Raw genomic sequence first — 20,913 nt, 5'->3', positions numbered from 1 at the left:
CCTAGAAGTTGAGATTTGCGTTGTCTGATTGCGACAAGGCAGGCATGCACCCGCAGCCCTCACGCGAGCGGGCTGGGTCGTTGAAGTGCCTGAGGTCGTGCCGAACGACTAAAGAGGCAGCGTGTCGAATGCCGCGTAGGCTGTCGCCAGCCACGTCTTCACGCGTTGCCGTTCGAGCAGTCCGAGCGCGTGCGGTCCTTCGCGGTCGTTGACCGCCTTCCAGAAGCTCGTGTTGCGCCCATCGATCTTGCGCATGCTGGCTTCGTGCAGGCGCGGCAGGGCGATCACGCGCGCGCCATGTGCAGTCGCCTTGTTGAGCGATTGCGAACCGAGCAGCAGTCCGAAATCGTTGCCGCGGCCATAGTTCTGCACCACGATGTAGTTCGGCCGATTGCCGAAGGTGTCGATCAGCGTTCCCAGCAGATCGGTTGAATCCTTCCCGTCGTCCAGCACGTGCCAGAAGTTGACGGCGACGCCGAGTTCGGCGAATACATCGAACAGATCCGACTCCTTGATCCACCGCGAGAGTGGCGCCAGGGTCTGCGCGGCGAGGTCGACGATGACGCTCTGTTGCGGATTGGTTTCGAAGCCGTTCACGACCGTGTCGAGTCCCTCGAAGCTGTCCACCACGATCGGCGACGCGAATCCCTCGTAGAAGCGAGTGAAGGAGCTGTGCGAGCGGTCGGTGTCGAATCCGACAAACGGCCGGCTGTGGTCGATGAAATACTGCGCCAGGACCCGCGCGGTGACCGACTTGCCGACACCGCCTTTTTCGCCGCCGATGAAGTTGAGTGAGCTCATGAGGTTCCTGGATGGGGAAGTGCGAAGCATTCTAGGGGGCGGGGTTCGTCTGGCTCAGTTCTTGGGCACCATTGAAAAGAAGGGCCCCAGACTGCCGAGAAGCCAGTTCTGGCTGAAATCGAGCGCGGCGCGCCGATATTTTTCGTCCGCCTGTGCGGCCATCAGGTCAAGCCGCGCAACCACTTTCGACAGCTCGCGATCGACCAGCAGGTTGCGCCCGTGCTCGCTGATTTCCGTAGCAAACAGCAGAGGCTTGCCGTCCGCGCCAGTCTTCGAGCCTATGAGCCATAGCGAGATCTCGACGTTGCGGGCCGCGCGAAAACTGTTCTCGGCGTTCACGCCGTCCAGCATGGTCTGCTCCCATGTGTTGCCGTTGGCCTGCTTGAGCAGCGCCGCCCAGCCGACCACGAGAGCCGCGACGCGGTCGCCCTCGTAGGGCTTGGGAGCGGTCTCGAATGCCAGCCGGATGGCGTCGATGCCTGTGGTGCCGTGAAGATCGGGCAGCGGCTGTTCCTGCTGGATTGCATCCCATGTGCGCTGGATGGCTTCGTCCGCGCTGGTCGCCCACTTTTTCCATTCGCGCGGATTGCGCCGGTAGAGCGACAGCTGCACGCGCTTGATCGACTGCACGTTGTCGCGCAGCGCCAGGTTCGCGATGCGGTTGGTTCCGGTCTGGAGCCATTCCTGGTTGTTGTAGGGCTCCGCCCGCTGTGTGGACGAGCAACCGCCAAGTGCGAGGACGACCAGGGCCAGGAGGGCCGCCGTGCAGATTCCAGGCCGCCAGCTATGAGGTTCAAGAGGGGGAAAACGGGGGATCGCGCGCATGGACCGCACGTTATCATCCTGCCCTCGGGTGGCGGCCGGTCCTCCGGATCCAGGCCAGTGAAATCTCCTTACAAATCAACACCTTGGCTTAGGGCCGACCTGCCGTGCGTCTCAATTCCATCAAGCTCTCCGGCTTCAAGTCGTTCGCCGAACCCACCAATTTCCTCTTGCCCGGCCAACTCGTCGGAGTCGTCGGCCCGAACGGCTGTGGCAAGTCGAACATCATGGATGCCGTGCGCTGGGTCCTCGGCGAATCGCGCGCCTCTGAACTGCGCGGCGAGTCCATGCAGGACGTCATCTTCAACGGCACCACGACGCGCAAGCAGGCCAGCCGTTCGAGCGTCGAGCTGGTGTTCGACAACGCCGACCACCGTGCCGGCGGCCAATGGTCGCAATTTGCCGAAATCGCGGTCAAGCGCGTTCTGACGCGCGACGGCAATTCGAGCTACTACATCAACAACCAGGCGGTGCGCCGGCGCGACGTGCAGGACGTGTTCCTCGGCACCGGCCTGGGCCCTCGCGCCTACGCCATCATCGGGCAGGGGACGATCAGCCGGATCATCGAATCCAAGCCTGAAGAACTGCGCCTCTTTCTGGAAGAAGCGGCCGGCGTTTCCAAGTACAAGGAGCGCCGCCGCGAGACCGAGAACCGCCTCGGCGACACGCGCGAAAACCTCACGCGGGTCGAAGACATCCTGCGCGAACTCAACAGCAACCTCGAAAAGCTCGAGAAGCAGGCCGAGGTCGCGGCGCGCTACAACACGCTGACAAGCGATGCCACACGCAAGCAGCATCAGCTCTGGTTCATGAAGCGGACCGAGAGCGAGGCCGACCAAGCCAAGATCAAGGCCGATGCCGAAAAGGCGATCAACGATCTCGAATCCCGCACCGCCGATCTCCGCCACATCGAGGCCGAGCTTGAAACCGTTCGCCAGGCGCACTATGCCGCCGGCGATCAGGTCAACCAGGCGCAGGGCAAGCTGTATGAAGCCAGCGCCGAGGTCGGGCGGCTCGAAGGCGAGATCCGTTTCGTGGTCGAAGGCCGTCAGCGTGTGGAGCAGCGACTGGTGCAACTGCGAGAGCAGATCGCGCAGTGGAGCGCCCGCAAGGAGGATGCAGAGGCCGAAATCGAAACGCTCGCCGGCCAAGGCATCAACGCCGAAGAGCAAGCCGAATTGCTGGCCGCGCAACTCGAAGAGCATGACGCGCGCCTTCCTGAACTCGAGGACGCGCAGCAACGCGCACAGGACGAGGCGAATGCCCAACGCGCTTCGGTCGCGCAGGTGCAGCAGCAGATCCAGGTGCTGGCCGCCGACCAGCGCAACATCGAGGAACAGAGCCGTCAGCTCAATCAGCGCGCAGAGCGTCTGCGCACGGACCAGAACGCGCTCGCCGCCCCCGACGAGGCGCGGCTGCGCGACTTGCAGGAACAGCTCGCCGCTGCGCAAGAGGCCGCTGCCGAAGCGGACGCGCGGCTGCAGGATTTGCAGGAAGCGGTACCGCAGCTGGACGACGACCGTCGCACACGCCAGCAGGCAGTCAACACGGAAGGCGCGCGCCATGCCGAGCTGTCCGCGCGTCTCGAAGCGCTCAAGGCGCTGCAGGAAAAGGTCAAGACCGACGGCAAGCTCGCACCTTGGCTGGCCAAGCACGGTCTCGAAAGCCTGCAAGGCTTGTGGAGCCGTATCCACGTCGAGCAGGGCTGGGAAAACGCACTCGAATCGGCGTTGCGCGAGCGTCTGGGTGCGCTCGAAGTCAGCCGGCTCGACATGGTCCGCGCATTCGGCAGCGACGCACCACCGGCCAAGCTCGCGTTCTATACGCCGCCCGTCGCCGCCGCGCCTCAGAGCGCCGCCGCGCTGCCGCGTCTCTCCGACCTGCTGCGATTGAACGATGCCGGCCAGCAGGCGCTGCTCGCTGAATGGCTGCACGGCTGCCATACGGCTGCCACGCTCGAAGAAGCCCTGGCGCAGCGCGACAAGCTCCAGCCCGGCGAGGCGATCTACGTCAAGAGCGGCCACGCGGTCACGGCGCACAGCGTCAGCTTCTATGCGCAGGATTCCGAGCAGGCCGGCTTGCTCGCGCGCCAGCAGGAAATGGAAAATCTGGAGCGCCAGTTGCGCGCCCAGACGCTGATCGCCGATGAATCGCGCACCGCGCTCGCTCGCGCCGAGGCCGCCTACGCCGACGCGGCGCAGCGCCTCATCACTGCCCGCCGCGAAGCCGCCGACACGCAATCGCGCGCGCACGAGCTCCAGGTGGAGACGCTGCGCCTGACGCAGTTGGCCGAACAGACACGCGCGCGCAGCGAGCAACTGTCGAATGATCTCGGCGAAGTCGTTGCCCAGCTCGAGGAGCTGCAGGAACGTCGCATCGCAGCCGAATCACGCTTCGAAGAGCTGGACATGCAGCTTGCCGACAGCCAGGAGCGGCACGCGCAACTCGACGAGCGCGTCATCGAAGCGGCCCGCGCGCTGGCGGCGAGCCGCGACCAGCATCGCAGCCTCGAACGCCAGGCGCAGGAAGCGACCTTCGCTCAGCGCACGCTCGAAGCCCGCCGTGGCGAGCTCAGCCGCGCGATCGAAACCGCGACCCAGCAGACCGTGGCGCTCACCGAAGAAGACGAGCGCGCGCGCGCCGAACTCGGGCGCCTTTCCGACGCAGCCGCGCAGGCTGGTTTGCAGGACGCGTTGTCGCTCAAGCTGGAACGCGAGAGTGCGCTGGGCGCGTCGCGCAGCCAATATGACGACCTCACCCTCAAGTTGCGCGCGAGCGACGAGCGCCGCCTGCAACTGGAGCGCGAACTCGATCCGCTGCGCCAGCGCATCACCGATTTCCAGCTGAAGGAACAGGCCGCTCGCCTGGGCTTCGAGCAATATCAGCAACTGCTGGTCGACGCCCAGGCCGATCTCGAAACCGTCGCGCTGTCGATCGAAACCGACAAGGTCCGCCTCACTGGCCTGCAAGGCGAAATCGACCGTCTGAATCGCGAAGTCGCATCGCTGGGTGCCGTCAACCTCGCAGCGCTCGACGAACTGGCCGTCGCGCGCGAGCGCAAGACTTTCCTCGATGCCCAGTCGGCCGACCTGAACGAAGCCATCGGCACGCTCGAAGACGCGATCCGCAAGATCGACGCAGAAACGCGCGATCTGCTCGGCGGCACCTTCAAGACCGTCAACGAGCATTTCAGCCGCATGTTCCCGGAACTGTTCGGCGGCGGCAATGCCAAGCTGATGATGACGGGCGACGAGATCCTCGACTCCGGTGTTCAGGTGATGGCCCAGCCGCCAGGCAAGAAGAACCAGACCATCCACCTGCTTTCGGGCGGTGAAAAGGCGTTGACCGCGATCGCGCTGGTGTTCGCAATCTTCCAGCTCAACCCGGCGCCGTTCTGCCTGCTGGACGAAGTCGATGCACCGCTCGACGATGCCAACACCGAACGCTATGCCAAGCTGGTCACGGCCATGAGCCGCGAAACCCAGTTTCTCTTCATCAGCCACAACAAGATCGCGATGGAAATGGCGGAACAACTCATCGGCGTGACCATGCAGGAGCAGGGCGTATCGCGCATCGTGGCGGTCGACATGGAGTCGGCGGTGTCGATGGTCGAGGCTGCATGAGCAGCCTGACCGTCGCCCTCGCCATTCTTGGCGGTCTCGTCCTCGCCGCGGTGGTCGGCTACAACACCTGGATGTCGCGTCGCAATGCGCCGCGACAACCCGATGCCGTCGACAGCGAGCCCCCCGAATCGAACCCACCGCCGCGTGACGACCAGGAGCCCGTGCTGCACCGCGATTCGCATCGGTCGCCCGGCACCGAGCGGCACGAGCCGCTGTTCGATCCGGATCTGCCGGCGCCGGCGGCCTTGCCCCTACCAACGGCGGATCGCCGTGGGGGTCTCGATCCGCTGATCGACGTCATCGCGCCGATATCGCTCGAAGGGCTGGCTTCCGGTGACGCTGCGATTGCCGCGATGCCCTCGACCCGGCGCGCCGGCAGCAAGCCCGTCGCGGTCGAAGGCTTGAACGAACACACGGGCAATTGGGAGCCGCCCGTGCCGGGCCAGCGCTACGGCGCCTTCCAGGTCGGCGTGCAGCTGGCCAATCGGACAGGCGCGCTCAACGAGATCGAATATTCCGAATTCGTCGTCAAGGCACAGGCTTTCGCCGACGCAGTGAACGGTGCGCCCGAGTTCCCCGAAATGCTCGATGAAGTCGCCCGTGGCCGCGAACTTGACCAGTTCGCGAGCACGCATGATGCACAGCTCGGCTTTGTGCTGCGCGCGCGCCATGCCGCCTGGAGCCCTGGCTATGTGCAGCAGAACGCCGCTCGCATGGGCTTCGTCGCCGGAATGATTCCGGGGCGCATGGTTCTGCCCGCCGCCGAACCGGGCTTGCCACCGATCCTTGGCTTGTCCTTCGATACGCAGGCGGCGCTGGCGGACGACCCCGCCCAATCGGCGATCCGCGAGCTCACGCTGAGCCTCGATGTGCCGCAAGTCGGACGCGAAGAACGGCCCTTCGACCGCATGCGAGAGGCTGCCGCGGCGCTGGCCCGCGAAATGGACGGCGTCGTGACCGACAGCGACGGGCAGCCATTGCGCGATGAGACCATGGACGTCATCGGCGCCGATCTCCAGCAGCTCTACGACACGCTCGACTCGCGCGATCTCTCGGCGGGATCGCCGCTGGCGCGGCGACTTTTTAGTTGACTACCCCCAGGCTTGCCCACTTCGTGTGGCCGCCACCCCCCTTCGAGGGGGCGATACCTGCGGCCCGGCGAAGCCGGTTCCGCGGTATCTCTGGAACTAGGTACAGAACTAGGTACATTGCCATTCGATACCCATGAAGACTACGCATGAAGACGCAGTTCGCGAAGCCGCCGCTCTGAGCGAGCAGCTTCACCGGCACGCTCATCTCTACTACGTTCTCGACGCGCCGGAGTTGCCGGACGCCGAGTACGACAGGCTGTTTCAGCGTCTTCAAGCGCTGGAGGCCGAATTCCCGGAACTGCGCACGCCCGATTCGCCGACACAACGCGTGGGCGGCAAGCCGCTCGAGGGCTTCATCAAGGTTCGCCACAAGGTGCCGATGCTGTCCATTCGCACCGAGACGGACATCACGCCGGGCGGTGCCAGCGCCTTCGATGCGCGCGTTCGCAGGGAACTCGGGCTCGCGGAAGACGCGGCGCAGGTCGACTATGTCTGCGAACTCAAGTTCGATGGCCTGGCGCTCAACCTGCGCTATGAAAACGGCGTACTGGTGCAGGCCGCAACCCGTGGCGACGGCGAAGTGGGCGAAGACGTCACGCAGAACATCCGGACGGTGCAGCAGATTCCGCTCAGGCTGCGCGGCAACGCATCCGAGATTCCGGCGGTCGTGGAAGTCCGCGGTGAGGTCTACATGCGGCGCGACGATTTCGACGCGCTCAACGAGCGTCAACGCCAGAAGATCGCCGCCGGGCAGAAGAACGAAAAGGTGTTCGTCAACCCCCGCAACGCCGCGGCCGGCGCGGTGCGCCAGCTCGATCCCGCGATCGCGGCCGATCGTCCGCTGAGCTTCTTTGCCTACGGCCTTGGCGAGGTCACGCCGCCGGAGCAGGGTGGCCCCAACTGGCCGACGCAGTTCGATTGGCTGCAGCAGTTTCATGCCTGGGGATTTCCGGTTGCCACGCAGACCGCGCGCGCCCGAGGCGCGCTGGAACTGATCGCCTTCCACGAGACGATCGGCCGTCAGCGCGATGCGTTGCCCTACGACATCGATGGTGTGGTCTACAAGGTCGACAGCCTCGAATTGCAGCGGCAACTCGGCTTCGTCTCGCGCGAGCCGCGCTGGGCCGTGGCGCACAAATATCCGGCGCAAGAGCAGATGACCGAAGTTCTCGGCATCGAGGTGCAGGTCGGCCGCACCGGAAAGCTGACGCCCGTGGCCAAGCTCAAGCCGGTGTTCGTCGGCGGCGTGACGGTGACCAACGCCACACTCCACAACGAAGACGAGGTGCGTCGCAAGGACGTGCGGGTGGGCGACACCGTGATCGTCCGACGCGCGGGCGACGTCATTCCCGAGGTGGTCAGCGTACTGCCGGAGAGTGTCGCCAAGCCCGACGACCAGCGGGGGCCGATCTTCACGATGCCTCACAAATGCCCGGTGTGCGATTCGGATGCCGTGCGCGAGGAGGGCGAAGTCGACTACCGCTGCACGGGCGGACTTTTCTGCGGCGCACAACGCAAGGAAGCGATCCTTCATTTCGCGGCGCGACGCGCGCTCGACATCGAGGGCCTTGGCGGCAAGCTGGTCGAGCAGATGGTCGATACCCAACTGATCCGAACCTTGCCCGATCTCTACAAGCTCGGCTTGTCGACGCTGGCCGGCCTGGAACGGATGGCGGAAAAGTCCGCAAAGAATATCGTCGATGCGCTGGAGGCATCGAAGAAAACCACATTGCCGCGTTTTCTCTTCGGGCTGGGGATTCGCCACGTGGGCGAAAGCACCGCCAAGGACCTTTCCAAGCACTTCGGCAAGCTCGACGCGATCATGGATGCGACCGAAGAGCAACTGCTCGAAGTCAACGACGTCGGCCCCGTCGTAGCGCAGAGCGTGCGTACTTTCTTCGACCAGCCGCACAACCGCGAAGTGGTCGAGCAGTTGCGCGCCTGCGGGCTGCACTGGGAGGAGGGCGAGCCTGCCGCGCGAGTGCCGAAGCCGCTGGCGGGCAAGACTTTTGTGATTACAGGAACGCTTCCTACGCTGAGCCGCGACGAGGCAAAGGACAAGCTTGAGGCGGCCGGCGCCAAGGTGTCGGGTTCCGTCAGCAAGAAGACCGATTACGTCGTTGCGGGCGCCGAAGCGGGCAGCAAGCTGGACAAGGCGCGCGATCTCGGTGTCGCAGTGATCGATGAGGCGCAGATGCTGGAAATCCTTCGGTCGCCCTGAACGAACCGCAGAAGGCGCTTTACACGCCGGCCCGGCAAGCCCTGTCAACAAGGCGGACGATGGGGCGTTGAACTGATGCGTGTCGACAGGAGTCCTCATGAATCGAATTCGTCGTCTGGGCGCTTGCATCGCCATCGGGGGTGCCGCCTTACTCAGCGCTTGCGTGGCGTACCCGACAGGGCCCTACTACAGCGGTGCCGTGTACTCAGGGGCTTACCCTTACGCCTCCTATCCTTACTACTACCCTTATGCCTACCCCTATGGGGCGTGGGGCGGATCGTCGCTCGTCATCGGCGGCGTCTACGGATCCGGCTACTACCGCGGTGGCTGGGGGCACCCCTATTGGGGGCACGGCGCAGGATGGGGTTACGGCGGTTGGGGTCATGGGGGATGGGGCCACGGCGGTCCCGGTCCAGGACGGGGGGCGGGTGGAGGCGGCGGGCGCTGGGGCGGCGGGGGCGGTGGAGGCCGACACTCCTGACGGCCCTGGCCTCGCGATAATCGCGCCATGGCCATCCGCGAAATCCTGAAAATGGGCGATCCCCGGTTGTTGCGCGTCGCGCAACCGGTCGCTGCCTTCGACACTGACGAGTTGCATCTGCTCATCCGAGACATGTTCGAGACGATGCATGCCGCCAACGGCGCCGGCCTTGCCGCGCCGCAGATCGGAGTCGACCAGCAGATCGTGATCTTCGGCACCGGCGCTGTGAACCCGCGCTACCCCGATGCCCCCGTCGTGCCGCGAACGGTGCTGATCAATCCGGTCATCACCCCCATCGGCGACGAAGAAGAAGAGGGCTGGGAAGGCTGCCTCTCCGTGCCCGGCCTGCGCGGCGTGGTGCCGCGCTTTGCAAATCTTCGATACACCGGCTTCGACCCCTACGGCGACCCGGTCGACAGGACCGTGAGCGGCTTCCATGCCCGCGTCGTCCAGCACGAAGTCGACCACCTATGGGGCAAGCTCTATCCGATGCGTGTGCGCGACTTCACGCGCTTCGGCTTCACCGAGGTCCTGTTTCCGGGCCTCGATGCGAGCGAGGACGACTGATCAGTTCAGGCGGCCGCCGCTGCCGGCGACGCTGAATCGACCGCCGCCGAGGAAGGCGAGGGCGAGGGCCCCGAACAGGTACATGCCCTGCAGTTCGAGTGCCCAGCCGCCGTTGCTTCCGAGGGCCCACATCTGCTTGGCATGCACCAGCCAGATTGCCACCAGCATGTTGAGCACCACGATCCACGCCGCCGCGCGCGTGTAGATCCCGACAATCAGAAGCACCGGTGCCAGGACTTCGCCGACCAACACGAGGTAGGCCAAAGCACCCGGGAGGCCCTGCGCGGTGAGCTGGCCGGAGACGAATCCGATGCCGCCGGTGAGCTTGGCGATGCCGTGAAGAAGAATGAGCACGCCAAGCGCAAGGCGCAGAACGAGCTTGCCGGTGTCATCGGAACGGATCATGGACGAGGAACCTTTTTGGTCGTTTGAAGAGGCCCGATTGTGTTCGATCTGGATGAGCATTTTGCGAATTTGCTTCGAACCCCCGGTTCTTTGGCAGACTGTCACCTGCCTCGTAAACTGCCCGCTGCAGCAATTTCCAACAATGAAGAGGGTCTCCCAATGAACCAACGTTTTCGCCCGGCGCTTGCCGCCGCAGCCGCCGCCATGGCTTTCATTGCCGCGCCGGCCTTTGCCGGCAAGACGCTCGACGCGGTCAAGCAACGCGGCAGCGTCAAGTGCGGCGTGACCAACGGGGTCGCCGGCTTCTCCGCGCCTGACACGCAGGGCAACTGGTCGGGGCTGGACGTCGACACCTGCCGTGCCATCGCGGCGGCGGTGCTCGGGGACGGCAAGAAGGTTGAATTCGTACCGCTCAATTCGCAGCAGCGGTTTTCAGCACTGCAGGCCGGAGAGATCGATATCCTCGCGCGCAACACCACCTGGACCCTGACGCGCGATGCATCGCTCGGCTTTCACTTCACCACCATCACCTACTACGATGGCCAGGGCTTCCTTGTACCCAAGAAGATCAAGGTGACCAGCGCCAAGCAGCTCAAGAACGCCACCATCTGCACGCAGTCGGGCACGACCAACGAGAAGAACGTCGCCGACTACTTCAAGGCGCAGAACATTCCGGTCAAGACCGTCGTGTTCGAGAGCTTCGAGGCGTCGTTCAAGGCGTTTTTCTCCGGCCGCTGCCAGGCGTTCACGACCGACGCATCGGCGCTCGCCGGCTTGCGCAACAAGGAAGCATCGAACCCCGATGACTATGTCATCCTGCCCGAGCTGATCTCCAAGGAGCCGCTCGCGCCGCTGGTGCGCCGGGGCGATGACGAATGGTTCGCGATCGCCAAATGGGTGCCCAATGCACTGATCGAGGCCGAGGAGTTCGGCATCACGCAGGCCAACGTCGATGACCTGAAAGCCAACAGCAAGGACCCGCAACAGCAACGGCTGCTGGGCACGAGCGAAGACCTCGGCAAGCTGCTCGGTCTCGACAAGGACTGGTCTTACCGTGCGATCAAGGCGGTGGGGAACTACGGCGAGGTCTTCGAGCGCAACGTCGGTCCGAAGTCGGTGCTCAAGCTGCCCCGCGGCGTCAACAACCTCTGGAACAAGGGCGGCCTGATGTACGGATTGCCGGTCCGATGAATCGGCCGGCGGCCAGCGGGCGCCGCGCCGTCTGGCTTGCCTGGGCGGTGCAGGCTTTGCTGATCGCGCTGGTGGTGGGCGCCGCCTTCTGGCTTGTCCTGCACGCCCTCGAAGTGCTTCGGGGGCGCGGCGTGCGGTCCGGCTTCGACTTCCTTCTTCAGCCAGCCGGTTTCGAGATCTCGGAAGGATGGCTCGACTTCAACGCGGGCCAGCCCTTCTGGCGTGCCTTTCTGGCCGGTTTGATCAACACGATCCGAGCGGCGATTCCCGCTGCCGTCATCGCGGTGGTGTTCGGGACGCTGCTCGGTATCGGCAGGCTTGCGCCGCATGTGCTGGTGCGTGGCCTTTGCGGTGCCTACGTCGAGACGATTCGCAACGTGCCGCTGCTGGTGCAGTTGCTGATGTTGTACTTCGCCCTCACGCAACTGCTGCCGGATTCGACCGAGCCGATTGAACTGGCGAGCGGCTTCTGGCTCAGCAAGGGCGGTCTCTCGATGCCGTGGCCGGTCATCGAAGATGGGGGCTGGTGGCCGAGCCATTTCGACTGGCCCGAGCGTGGCAGCTTCAACATTAGCGGCGGTGCGGCGCTCAGCCCTGAATACCTTGCGGTGGTGATCGCGCTGGCGCTGTACACGGCGGCCTTCGTCGCCGAGATCGTGCGAGCCGGCATCACTTCGGTCTCGCAGGGGCAGAAACTCGCAGCGCAAGCGCTCGGGCTTTCGCCGCGGCAACAGCTTCGAATCGTCGTGCTGCCGCAAGCGCTGCGCGTGATCGTGCCGGCGCTCACCAACCAGTTGCTGAGCCTGACCAAGAACTCTTCGCTCGCCGTCGCGGTGGGCTATCCGGAACTGGTGTCCATCGCCAACACGTCGATCAATTCAACCGGCCGCGCCTTCGAGTGCATCGCTGTGATCATGGCGGTGTACCTGGCGCTGTCGCTGCTTATTTCAGGCGGGATGAATCGCTACAACGCGCGCGTCGCGCTCAGGGGCTGGCGGTGAGCGGCGCGAGAAGCGCAAGCCAGGCCATCGCATGGCGCGCCGAGCTGTGGGGATCGCCGCTGCGTGCAGCTTCGACGATTGCGCTGATCCTTGTGTTCGCCTGGGCCGGTTTTCACATCGTCGACTGGGCTGTGCTGCATGCCGTGTTTCGACCGGATGCCGAAGCTTGCCGGGCGGTGCAGCACGGCGCGTGCTGGGGCGTGATCGCCGAAAAATGGCGTCCGATCCTTTTCGGCCGCTACCCGTACGAAGACCAATGGCGGCCGGCCATCGCCGTCACGGTGCTTTCGGCGACAACCATGCTGAGCGCGTGGCCGCGCACCTGGCGGTGGTGGCTGCTGCCGCTTTGGGTGGCGACGCTCGCGTTGTTCCTCGTATTGATGCGCGGCGGCATTTTCGGGCTCGACTCGGTGCCGACCAACCGCTGGGGCGGGTTGCCGCTCACCATCGGGCTGGCGGTCGTCGGCCTGGCGCTTGCGTTTCCACTGGCGCTGGCGCTTGCGCTGGGGCGGCGCTCGCAATGGCCGGCGGTCCGTACGCTATGCGCGACCTACATCGAACTGGTGCGGGGCGTGCCGCTGATCTCGGTGCTGTTCATGGCCTCGTTCCTGTTGCCGTTGCTCTGGCCAGCGGGATGGCAGCCCGATGTGTTGATCCGTGTTCTTGCAGGGCTTTCGCTGTTCGTTGCGGCCTATCTGGCGGAGATCATTCGTGGCGGACTGCAGGCGGTGCCGCGCGGGCAGACTGAAGTCGCGATGGCGCTCGGATTCGGGCGGTGGCCGGTGCAGCGCGACATCGTGCTGCCGCAAGCGTTGCGCATCGTGGTTCCGGCGCTCACCAACAGCGTGGTGGGCACCTTGAAGGACACCTCATTGGTGACGGTCGTTGGCTTGTTCGAGTTGACGGGCGCGCTGGGGCTTGCCCTCGGCGGCGATCCCACGTGGAGGCCGTTCTACCTGGAGGGCTACCTGTTTATCGCGCTGGTGTACTGGGTGCTGTGCTTCGGGCTGTCGAGGTACAGCGTGTGGCTGGAGCGGCGGCTGGCGAGCGGGAGGATGTAGCCGCCACAGTCCAAAGTCCAACGTTCAAAGTCACGAAGCCAGCGCGTCCAGCAATTCCGTCTCGATCGCCGCCTGGGCCCGTTGCCCTTGCAACTCCGGCCCGCTGATCAGGAACGTATCTTCGACACGTTCGCCCAGCGTCGAAATCTTCGCAAGCTGCAGATTGAGGTGGTGCCGAGCCAGCACCCGCGCGACCGAATACAGCAAGCCCGCACGATCGCTCGCGGAGATGCTGAGCAGCCAGCGCTGCGCTTTTTCGTCGGGAAGCAGGCTGACGCGCGGCTTGATCGGGAAACTGCGCACCCGGCGCGACACACGACCCTTGCTCGGCGTCGGCAGCGGCCCGGCTTCGCTCAGCGTCTTGGTCAGCCCGGCCTCGACCATGTTGATCAGGTCGCGGTAATGCTCCGGAATGAAGGTGGTGACCACCTGGAACGTATCGAGCGCAAAGCCATTGGTGGTGGTGTGCACCTTGGCATCCAGAATGCTGAAGGACGACTGGTCGAAATAGCCGCAGATCCGCACGAAGAGATCGGGCTGATCGGGCGTATACACGGCCACCTGCAAGCCTTCGCCCACCGGCGACAGGCGCGCGCGGACGAGCGGCGGCGTGCGCGGATCGATGGGCACGCCCCGGTGCGGCACGTGGCGCGACAACTGCTTCGCGTGCCAGGCGATCTCGGATGCATCGTGCCGCATGAAATAGCCGACGTCGAGCGTTTCCCAGAGCGCCTTGTGCGAGTCCAGAGGCTCCGCATGCAGCGCGAGTTGCACCAGCGCTTCGCGCTTGCGCGATTCGATCTCCGCACCCGGATCGGGCATGCGGCCGCCCAAGGCGCGCAATGTCAGGCGATACAAGTCTTCGAGCAGCTTGCCCTTCCACGCATTCCAGACGCGCGGTGACGTTCCCCGGATGTCCGCGATGGTGAGCAGATAGAGCGCCGTCAGGTAGCGCTCATTGCCCACGCGCTTGGCAAAGGCGCCGATCACTTCCGGATCGCCCAGGTCCTGCTTCTGCGCGACCTGGCTCATCACCAGGTGTTCGCCGACCAGGAATTCGATCAGCTTGGCGTCTTCGCGCGGAATCTCATGCTGGCGGCAGAAGCGCCGCACGTCGCGCGCGCCCAGCGTCGAATGGTCGCCGCCGCGGCCCTTGGCAATGTCGTGGAAGAGTGCAGCGATGTACAGGATCCACGGCTTGTCCCAGCCCGCCGCGAGCTGTGAGCAGAAGGGGTATTCGTGCGCGTGCTCGGCGATGAAGAAGCGCCGCACGTTACGCACCACCATCAGGATGTGCTGGTCGACCGTGTAGACATGGAACAGGTCGTGCTGCATCTGCCCCACGATGCTGCGAAAGACGCGCAGGTAGCGGCCCAGCACCGACGTCTGGTTCATGAGCCGCAGCGCATGCGTGATGCCGCGCGGTTGCAGCAGCATGCGCATGAAGGTCATGTGGTTCACGCGGTCGTTGCGGAACTTGCTGTCCATGACGTGGCGCGCGTTGTAGAGCGCGCGCAGCGTGCGGGCCGATAGGCCGTTGACACCAATGGTCTTCTGGTAGAGCAGGAAGGTCTCGAGGATCGCGTGCGGATCCTTGACGTAGAGATCGTCGCTCGCGACTTCGATCAGCCCGGCCTTTTCATAGAAGCGCTCGTTGATCGGTGTCGGCTGCTCGATCTGCGGCTGGAGACGGTCGGCAATGTTCAGGAGCAGGATCTGATTGAGCTGCGTCACTGCCTTGGCCGCCCAGTAGTACCGCCGCATGAGGGCTTCGCTGGCCTTGCGCTGCGATTCGCCGACGTAGCCGAAGGTCGCGGCCACGGCGGTCTGCAGGTCGAACACCAGGCGATCCTCGCGGCGGTTGGCCGTGACGTGCAGACGCGCGCGAATCAGGCTCAGAAGCGCTTCGTTGCGCTTGATCTGCTGGATCTCGAAGGTTGTCGCAAGGCCGTTCTTGGCAAGGTCGTCCCAGCGGTTGCCGAAACCAGCCGCCTTGGTCATCCAGAGGATCGTCTGCAAATCGCGCAGGCCTCCGGGCGATTCCTTGCAGTTGGGTTCGAGCGCGTAGGGCGTGTTTTCGAACTTCTGATGCCGATGGCGCATTTCCTGCGACTTGGCGGTGAAGAACGCCTGCGGATCGATGGCCGCGAAAAAGCTCTTGCGGAAGGTGGCGTAAAGCTTCTTGTCGCCAATGATCAGGCGCGATTCGAGCAGCGAAGTCTGTACCGTGACGTCCTTCGCCGATTCGGCGAGGCATTCGGACACGGTTCGCACGCTGGAGCCGATTTCGAGACCGGCGTCCCAGCAATGGCCGATGAAGGCTTCGAGGCGGGCGGGTTCGATGTCCGTTCCATGGTCTTCGGGCAGCAGCAGCAACACGTCGACGTCCGAATACGGAAACAGCTCGCCACGCCCAAAACCGCCGACGGCGACCAGCGCCATCTGGGTGCCGAAGCCGGCATCCGCCCAGAGCGCGCTCAGGGTTTCGTCGGCCAGCGCGGCAAGTTGGCGCAGTACCGTATGCACGCTGCGCGCGGGCGCGCGAGCGCTCCGGAGCTGGTCGAACAGCGCCAGCTTGTGGGTTCGGTAGGCGTCACGCAACGAGGAAATATCCACCGTGGCAGCCTTGCAAGGCCAATGCCACGTCAGGCCGCAACGGCAGCGGCGACGAAGGCGGGTGGCGGCGGGCTGCCGGCCGAGAGCGTGAGCACCTCGTAGCCGGTTTCAGTGACGAGCACTGTGTGCTCCCACTGCGCGGACAGCGAGTGGTCGCGCGTCACGATCGTCCAGCCGTCATATTGGCCGCCCCGGGCGTCTTCCTTGATCTCGCGCTTGCCCGCGTTGATCATCGGCTCGATGGTGAAGGTCATGCCGGGCTTGAGCTCTTCGAGCGTGCCGGGCCTGCCGTAGTGCAGAACCTGCGGCTCTTCATGGAACCCGCGCCCGATGCCGTGCCCGCAAAATTCGCGCACCACCGAGAAGCCATTGCTTTCGGCAAAACGCTGGATCGCGAAGCCGATGTCACCCAGGTGGGCCCCCGGCTTGACCTTGACGATGCCGTGCCACATGGCTTCGTACGTGAAAGCGCAGAGCCGCTTGGCCGCGATGGATGCGTCGCCGACCACGAACATGCGGCTCGTGTCGCCATGCCAGCCGTCCTTGATGACGGTGATGTCGCAGTTGATGATGTCGCCCTTCTTGAGCGGCTTGTCGTTCGGGATGCCGTGGCACACGACGTGATTGACGGAGGTGCAGATCGACTTGGGGTAAGGGACGCTGCTCGCGCCCATGTAGTTCAGCGGCGCAGGGACCGCGCCCTGCACCTGCGTGATGAAGTCGTGTGCGAGCTTGTCGATCTCGTTGGTCGTGACGCCAGGCTTGATGTGGGGGGTGAGGTAGTCCAGCACTTCGGAGGCGAGGCGGCACGCCACGCGCATGCCGGCCACGCCTTCGGCGTCTTTGTAGGTAATGCTCATGGCGGGAATTATCCCATCGGGACCGCTAAAATTCAGGGTTAGCGCGGATGGCCCCAGTCAGCGGTTGCCGCCTCATTTTCTTCATTCCCAACGCGGCCGACCGGCCGATCCGAACGTGACGTTGCCCGTGAAACCGCCCCTCCATTCCGTTGCACCTGTGGTGACTTTCTTCGAGGGCGGCAGCGCACTCAGCGAATTCCGGGCGCAGCAACTGCTGCCGAAGCTTCAGGCGGTCGACTCCCGAATCGAGGGGCTCAGCGCCCGTTTCGTCCATCTCGTCGTCACCGATTCCGCGCTGGACGTTTCGGCGAAGGAGCGCTTTGCGGCGCTGCTGGGCTACGGCGAACCCTTCTTCGCGCCGGGCAGGTCGGGCCCGAAAGTGATCGTGACACCCCGCCTCGGCACTGTGTCTCCGTGGGCTTCCAAGGCGACGGACATCGCGCACAACTGCGGCCTTGCACTGCGCCGCGTCGAACGCGTCACCGAATACCACCTGACGCTGAAAGCACCGCTGCTCGACAAGGCGCTGGGCAAGGCGGCCACTCTCGAAGGCGACAAGCTCGCCGCCGTCGCCGATCTGCTGCACGACCGCATGACGGAATCGGTGCTGGCCCGGCTCGACCAGGCCGCCGGTCTTTTCGCGGAGTTGCCGGCCCAGCCGATGGCACAGGTCGACGTGCAGGGCGGCGGCCGCGCCGCGCTGGTGCAAGCCAACAAGACCTTCGGCCTTGCCCTTGCCGAGGACGAGATCGACTACCTCGTCGACGCCTTCACCCGCCTGGGCCGCAACCCGAGCGACGTCGAACTGATGATGTTCGCGCAGGCCAACAGCGAGCACTGCCGCCACAAGATCTTCAACGCCGACTTCATCATCGACGGCCAGCCGCAGCCACAGAGCCTGTTCTCGATGATCCGCCACACCGAGCGGCAGAACCCGCAGCACACCGTCGTCGCCTATTCCGACAACGCGTCGATCATGGAAGGCACGCGCATCGAGCGCTTCGTTGCAGCGTCCGACGCCGGCGCCTACGCCAAGCAGGACGCGCTGAGCCACGTGCTCATGAAGGTCGAGACGCACAACCATCCGACGGCGATTTCGCCGTTTCCAGGCGCCTCGACGGGTGCCGGCGGCGAAATCCGCGACGAAGGCGCGACGGGCCGCGGCTCCAAGCCGAAGGCGGGCCTGACCGGCTTCACGGTGTCGAAGCTCTGGCCCAAGGACGGCAGCTACGGCAAGCCGGATCACATTGCGAGCCCGCTGCAGATCATGACCGAAGGTCCGCTGGGCGGGGCCGCTTTCAACAACGAATTCGGCCGGCCGAACCTGCTCGGCTACTTCCGCGAATACGAGCAGGCTGTCGAGAGCGATGGCGGCACGGTGCAGCGCGGCTATCACAAGCCCATCATGATCGCCGGCGGGCTGGGCAGCATCGACGCCGACCAGACCAAGAAGATCCAGTTCCCGGCCGGCGCGCTGCTGATCCAGCTTGGCGGACCCGGCATGCGCATCGGCATGGGCGGCAGTGCCGCGAGCTCGATGGCGACGGGCGCCAATGCGGCCGAACTGGACTTCGATTCGGTGCAGCGCGGCAACCCCGAAATCGAACGCCGCGCGCAGGAGGTCATCAACCACTGCTGGCAGCAGGGCGATGCGAATCCGATCCTGGCGATCCATGACGTGGGCGCTGGCGGCCTGAGCAACGCCTTTCCGGAACTGACCAACGACGCGGGGCGCGGTGCGCGCTTCGACCTGCGCGCCGTGCCGCTCGAAGAATCCGGCATGGCGCCCAAGGAAATCTGGTGCAACGAGAGCCAGGAGCGCTACGTGCTGGCGATTGCGCCCGAGTCGCTCGATCAGTTTCGAGCCTTCTGCGAGCGCGAGCGCTGCCCGTTTGCCGTGGTGGGCGTCGCGACCGAAGAGCGCCAGCTTCTGGTGGGCGACGAAAGCGCCGAGGCGCAGCCGGTCGATATGCCGATGGATGTCCTGCTCGGCAAGCCACCCAAGATGCTTCGCGACGTCAAGACCGTAGAGCGCCGCTTCAAGCCGCTCGATCTGACCGGCGTCGATCTGCAGAAGGCCGCGATCGACGTGCTGTCGCATCCCACCGTCGCGTCCAAGCGTTTCCTCATCACCATCGGTGACCGCACCGTCAGCGGCTTGACGCACCGCGACCAGATGGTCGGCCCCTGGCAGGTGCCGGTGGCCGACTGCGCCGTCACGCTGGCCGACTACAAGGGATTTGCCGGCGAGGCGATGAGCATGGGCGAGCGTACGCCGCTGGCTGCCATCGACGCCCCCGCATCCGGCCGCATGGCGGTGGGCGAAGCCATCACGAACCTGCTTGCCGCGCCGATCGAGCTGTCGCGCGTGAAGTTGTCGGCCAACTGGATGGCGGCTTGCGGCGAGCCCGGCGAGGATGCGGCGCTCTACGAGACCGTCAAGGCCATCGGGATGGAACTGTGTCCGGCGCTCGGCATCTCGATTCCGGTCGGCAAGGATTCGCTGTCGATGCGAACCCAATGGCAGGACGGCGGCACCCAGAAGAAGGTGACTTCGCCCGTGAGCCTGATCGTGAGCGCCTTCGCAACGCTGACGGATGTGCGCGGCACGCTCACGCCGCAGCTAGATGCCGAAGAGGCCGACAGCACGCTGGTCCTCATCGACCTCGGCCATGGCAAGCACCGCATGGCCGGAAGCATCCTTGCGCAGACGCTCGAACAGAGCGGCGATACCGTCCCCGATCTGGACGATCCGCAAGACCTCGTCAAACTGGTCGCTGCCGTCAACGCACTGCGCGCGGAGGGCAAGATCCTCGCCATGCACGACCGCAGCGACGGCGGCCTGTTCGCCGCCGCCTGCGAAATGGCCTTCGCTGGGCACGTCGGCGTGGCGCTGAATGTCGACCTGCTGGTCACCGAAGGCGACGGCATCAGCGACAGCCGCGCCGAATACGGTGATGCCAAGAACTGGGCCGGACAAGTCAGCGCGCGCCGCGAGGAACTCACGCTCAAGGCGCTTTTCAACGAAGAACTCGGCATGCTGCTGCAAGTGCGCACGGCGGATCGCAACGAAGTCATGCAGATCCTGCGCGCCCACGGGCTGAGTGCCCACAGCCATTTCGTCGGCAAGACCCGCCCAGCTGCGTCCACCATGGACGCCGGCAAGGGCAAGGTCGAAGTCTGGCGCGACGCCAAGTCCGTCTTCAGCGCAAACCTGAGCGATCTGCACCAGGTGTGGGATTCCGTCAGCTGGAAGATCTGCCGCGAGCGCGACAACCCCGACTGCGCCGATGCCGAACACGCCGCAGCCGGCGACCCGCAGGACCCGGGCGCGCACGTGCGGCTTGCGGACGGCGTTGCCGAAAACGTCGCCGCGCCTTTCCTGAATCTCGCAAAGCCGAAGGTCGCCATTCTTCGAGAGCAGGGCGTCAATTCGCACGTCGAGATGGCCTACGCCTTCACCGAAGCCGGCTTCGAGGCTTTCGACGTCCACATGACCGATCTTCAGACGGGCAGGGCAGACCTCGCGGACTTCAAGGGGGTCGTCGCCTGTGGCGGGTTCAGCTACGGCGACACGCTGGGTGCCGGCATCGGCTGGGCGCGCAGCATCACCTTCAATCCGAAGCTTGCCGAGCAGTTCAAAGGCTTCTTCGGCCGCACCGACACTTTCGGGCTGGGCGTCTGCAACGGCTGCCAGATGTTCGCCGAACTCGCCGAGATCATCCCCGGCGCCGAGGACTGGCCACGCTTCACCACCAACCAGAGCGAGCGTTTCGAAGCGCGCCTGTCGATGGTCGAGGTTCTCGATTCACCCAGCCTCTTCTTCGCCGGCATGGCCGGAAGCCGTCTGCCAATCGCGGTCGCGCACGGCGAGGGCTACGCCAACTTCAAGCACCGCGGCAACCCAGCCAAAGCCATCGCCGCCATGCGCTTCGTCGACAACCATGGTCAGCCCACAGAGCGCTACCCGTTCAACCCCAACGGCAGCGCAGGCGGCCTCACGTCAGTAACCACCGCCGACGGCCGCTTCACGGCCCTGATGCCCCACCCCGAACGAGTGTTCCGCAGCATCCAGATGAGCTGGACCTCCGGCGACAAAAGCGAGTTCAGCCCCTGGATGCGAATCTGGCGCAACGCGCGAAAGTGGATAGGCTAACCAAGCGAACCCCCAGG

The 20,913-nt window shown here is 65.0% G+C and carries 14 protein-coding genes; 9 read left to right on the top strand and 5 right to left on the bottom strand.

All coding sequences use genetic code 11. The annotated features are described in order from the left end of the window. Positions 1-108: 108 nt before the first annotated feature. Together AC1DEK_RS16555 and AC1DEK_RS16550 are read right to left on the bottom strand one after the other, a co-directional pair. Positions 109-801, bottom strand: a complete 693-nt coding sequence (locus tag AC1DEK_RS16555) for a P-loop NTPase family protein (RefSeq protein WP_478126360.1) — start codon at positions 799-801, stop codon at positions 109-111. A 54-nt stretch (positions 802-855) separates the two neighbouring features. Further along, complete coding sequence (locus tag AC1DEK_RS16550) at positions 856-1,626, bottom strand: hypothetical protein (RefSeq protein WP_478126359.1); 771 nt, start codon at positions 1,624-1,626, stop codon at positions 856-858. A gap of 104 nt (positions 1,627-1,730) precedes the next feature. Between AC1DEK_RS16550 and smc the strand changes: the two genes are divergently transcribed. From smc to def, 5 genes are all read left to right on the top strand, one after another. Further along, the gene (gene smc / locus AC1DEK_RS16545; protein WP_478126358.1) at positions 1,731-5,246 is read left to right on the top strand and encodes a chromosome segregation protein SMC; all 3,516 of its coding nucleotides are present in this window, start codon (positions 1,731-1,733) and stop codon (positions 5,244-5,246) included. Next, entirely contained in the window at positions 5,243-6,337 is a 1,095-nt protein-coding gene (locus tag AC1DEK_RS16540; protein WP_478126357.1) for a cell division protein ZipA C-terminal FtsZ-binding domain-containing protein, read from the top strand. Before smc ends, AC1DEK_RS16540 begins: the two co-directional genes overlap by 4 nt. A gap of 133 nt (positions 6,338-6,470) precedes the next feature. Beyond that, positions 6,471-8,558: an NAD-dependent DNA ligase LigA gene (gene ligA, locus AC1DEK_RS16535; protein ID WP_478126356.1), complete on the top strand. Its 2,088-nt coding sequence runs from the start codon at positions 6,471-6,473 to the stop codon at positions 8,556-8,558. A 97-nt stretch (positions 8,559-8,655) separates the two neighbouring features. Continuing rightward, positions 8,656-9,039: a hypothetical protein gene (locus AC1DEK_RS16530; protein WP_478126355.1), complete on the top strand. Its 384-nt coding sequence runs from the start codon at positions 8,656-8,658 to the stop codon at positions 9,037-9,039. A gap of 27 nt (positions 9,040-9,066) precedes the next feature. Then, the gene (def, locus tag AC1DEK_RS16525; RefSeq protein ID WP_478126354.1) at positions 9,067-9,606 is read left to right on the top strand and encodes a peptide deformylase; all 540 of its coding nucleotides are present in this window, start codon (positions 9,067-9,069) and stop codon (positions 9,604-9,606) included. On the opposite strand, the gene AC1DEK_RS16520 is transcribed toward def, so the two are convergent. Then, positions 9,607-10,011, bottom strand: coding sequence for a DoxX family protein (locus AC1DEK_RS16520; protein ID WP_478126353.1), 405 nt, complete (start codon positions 10,009-10,011; stop codon positions 9,607-9,609). 159 nt (positions 10,012-10,170) lie between these two features. On the opposite strand from AC1DEK_RS16520, the gene AC1DEK_RS16515 reads away from it, so the two are divergent. From AC1DEK_RS16515 to AC1DEK_RS16505, 3 genes are read left to right on the top strand one after another with little or no spacing between them, the layout of a single operon-like run. After that, positions 10,171-11,202 carry an amino acid ABC transporter substrate-binding protein gene (locus tag AC1DEK_RS16515; protein ID WP_478126352.1) on the top strand — a complete coding sequence of 344 codons (1,032 nt, stop codon included), beginning with the start codon at positions 10,171-10,173 and terminating at the stop codon, positions 11,200-11,202. Further along, positions 11,199-12,203, top strand: coding sequence for an amino acid ABC transporter permease (locus AC1DEK_RS16510; RefSeq protein WP_478126351.1), 1,005 nt, complete (start codon positions 11,199-11,201; stop codon positions 12,201-12,203). The genes AC1DEK_RS16515 and AC1DEK_RS16510 overlap by 4 nt, the downstream gene beginning before the upstream one ends. Then, positions 12,200-13,264: an amino acid ABC transporter permease gene (locus AC1DEK_RS16505; RefSeq protein ID WP_478126350.1), complete on the top strand. Its 1,065-nt coding sequence runs from the start codon at positions 12,200-12,202 to the stop codon at positions 13,262-13,264. The genes AC1DEK_RS16510 and AC1DEK_RS16505 overlap by 4 nt, the downstream gene beginning before the upstream one ends. A 30-nt stretch (positions 13,265-13,294) precedes the next feature. Here the strand turns inward: AC1DEK_RS16505 and AC1DEK_RS16500 are convergent, their stop codons facing one another. After that, positions 13,295-15,880 carry a [protein-PII] uridylyltransferase gene (locus AC1DEK_RS16500; protein WP_478126349.1) on the bottom strand — a complete coding sequence of 862 codons (2,586 nt, stop codon included), beginning with the start codon at positions 15,878-15,880 and terminating at the stop codon, positions 13,295-13,297. A gap of 29 nt (positions 15,881-15,909) precedes the next feature. Continuing rightward, the gene (gene map / locus AC1DEK_RS16495; RefSeq protein ID WP_478126348.1) at positions 15,910-16,740 is read right to left on the bottom strand and encodes a type I methionyl aminopeptidase; all 831 of its coding nucleotides are present in this window, start codon (positions 16,738-16,740) and stop codon (positions 15,910-15,912) included. Positions 16,741-16,867: 127 nt separating this feature from the next. Between map and purL the strand changes: the two genes are divergently transcribed. Then, positions 16,868-20,896 carry a phosphoribosylformylglycinamidine synthase gene (purL, locus tag AC1DEK_RS16490; protein WP_478126347.1) on the top strand — a complete coding sequence of 1,343 codons (4,029 nt, stop codon included), beginning with the start codon at positions 16,868-16,870 and terminating at the stop codon, positions 20,894-20,896. Positions 20,897-20,913: the final 17 nt, after the last annotated feature.

It is taken from the genome of Variovorax sp. 10N420 (genome assembly GCF_056394705.1).
The sequence above is the reverse complement of the archived record's forward strand: the minus strand, read 5'-3'. Positions and strand labels throughout refer to the sequence as shown.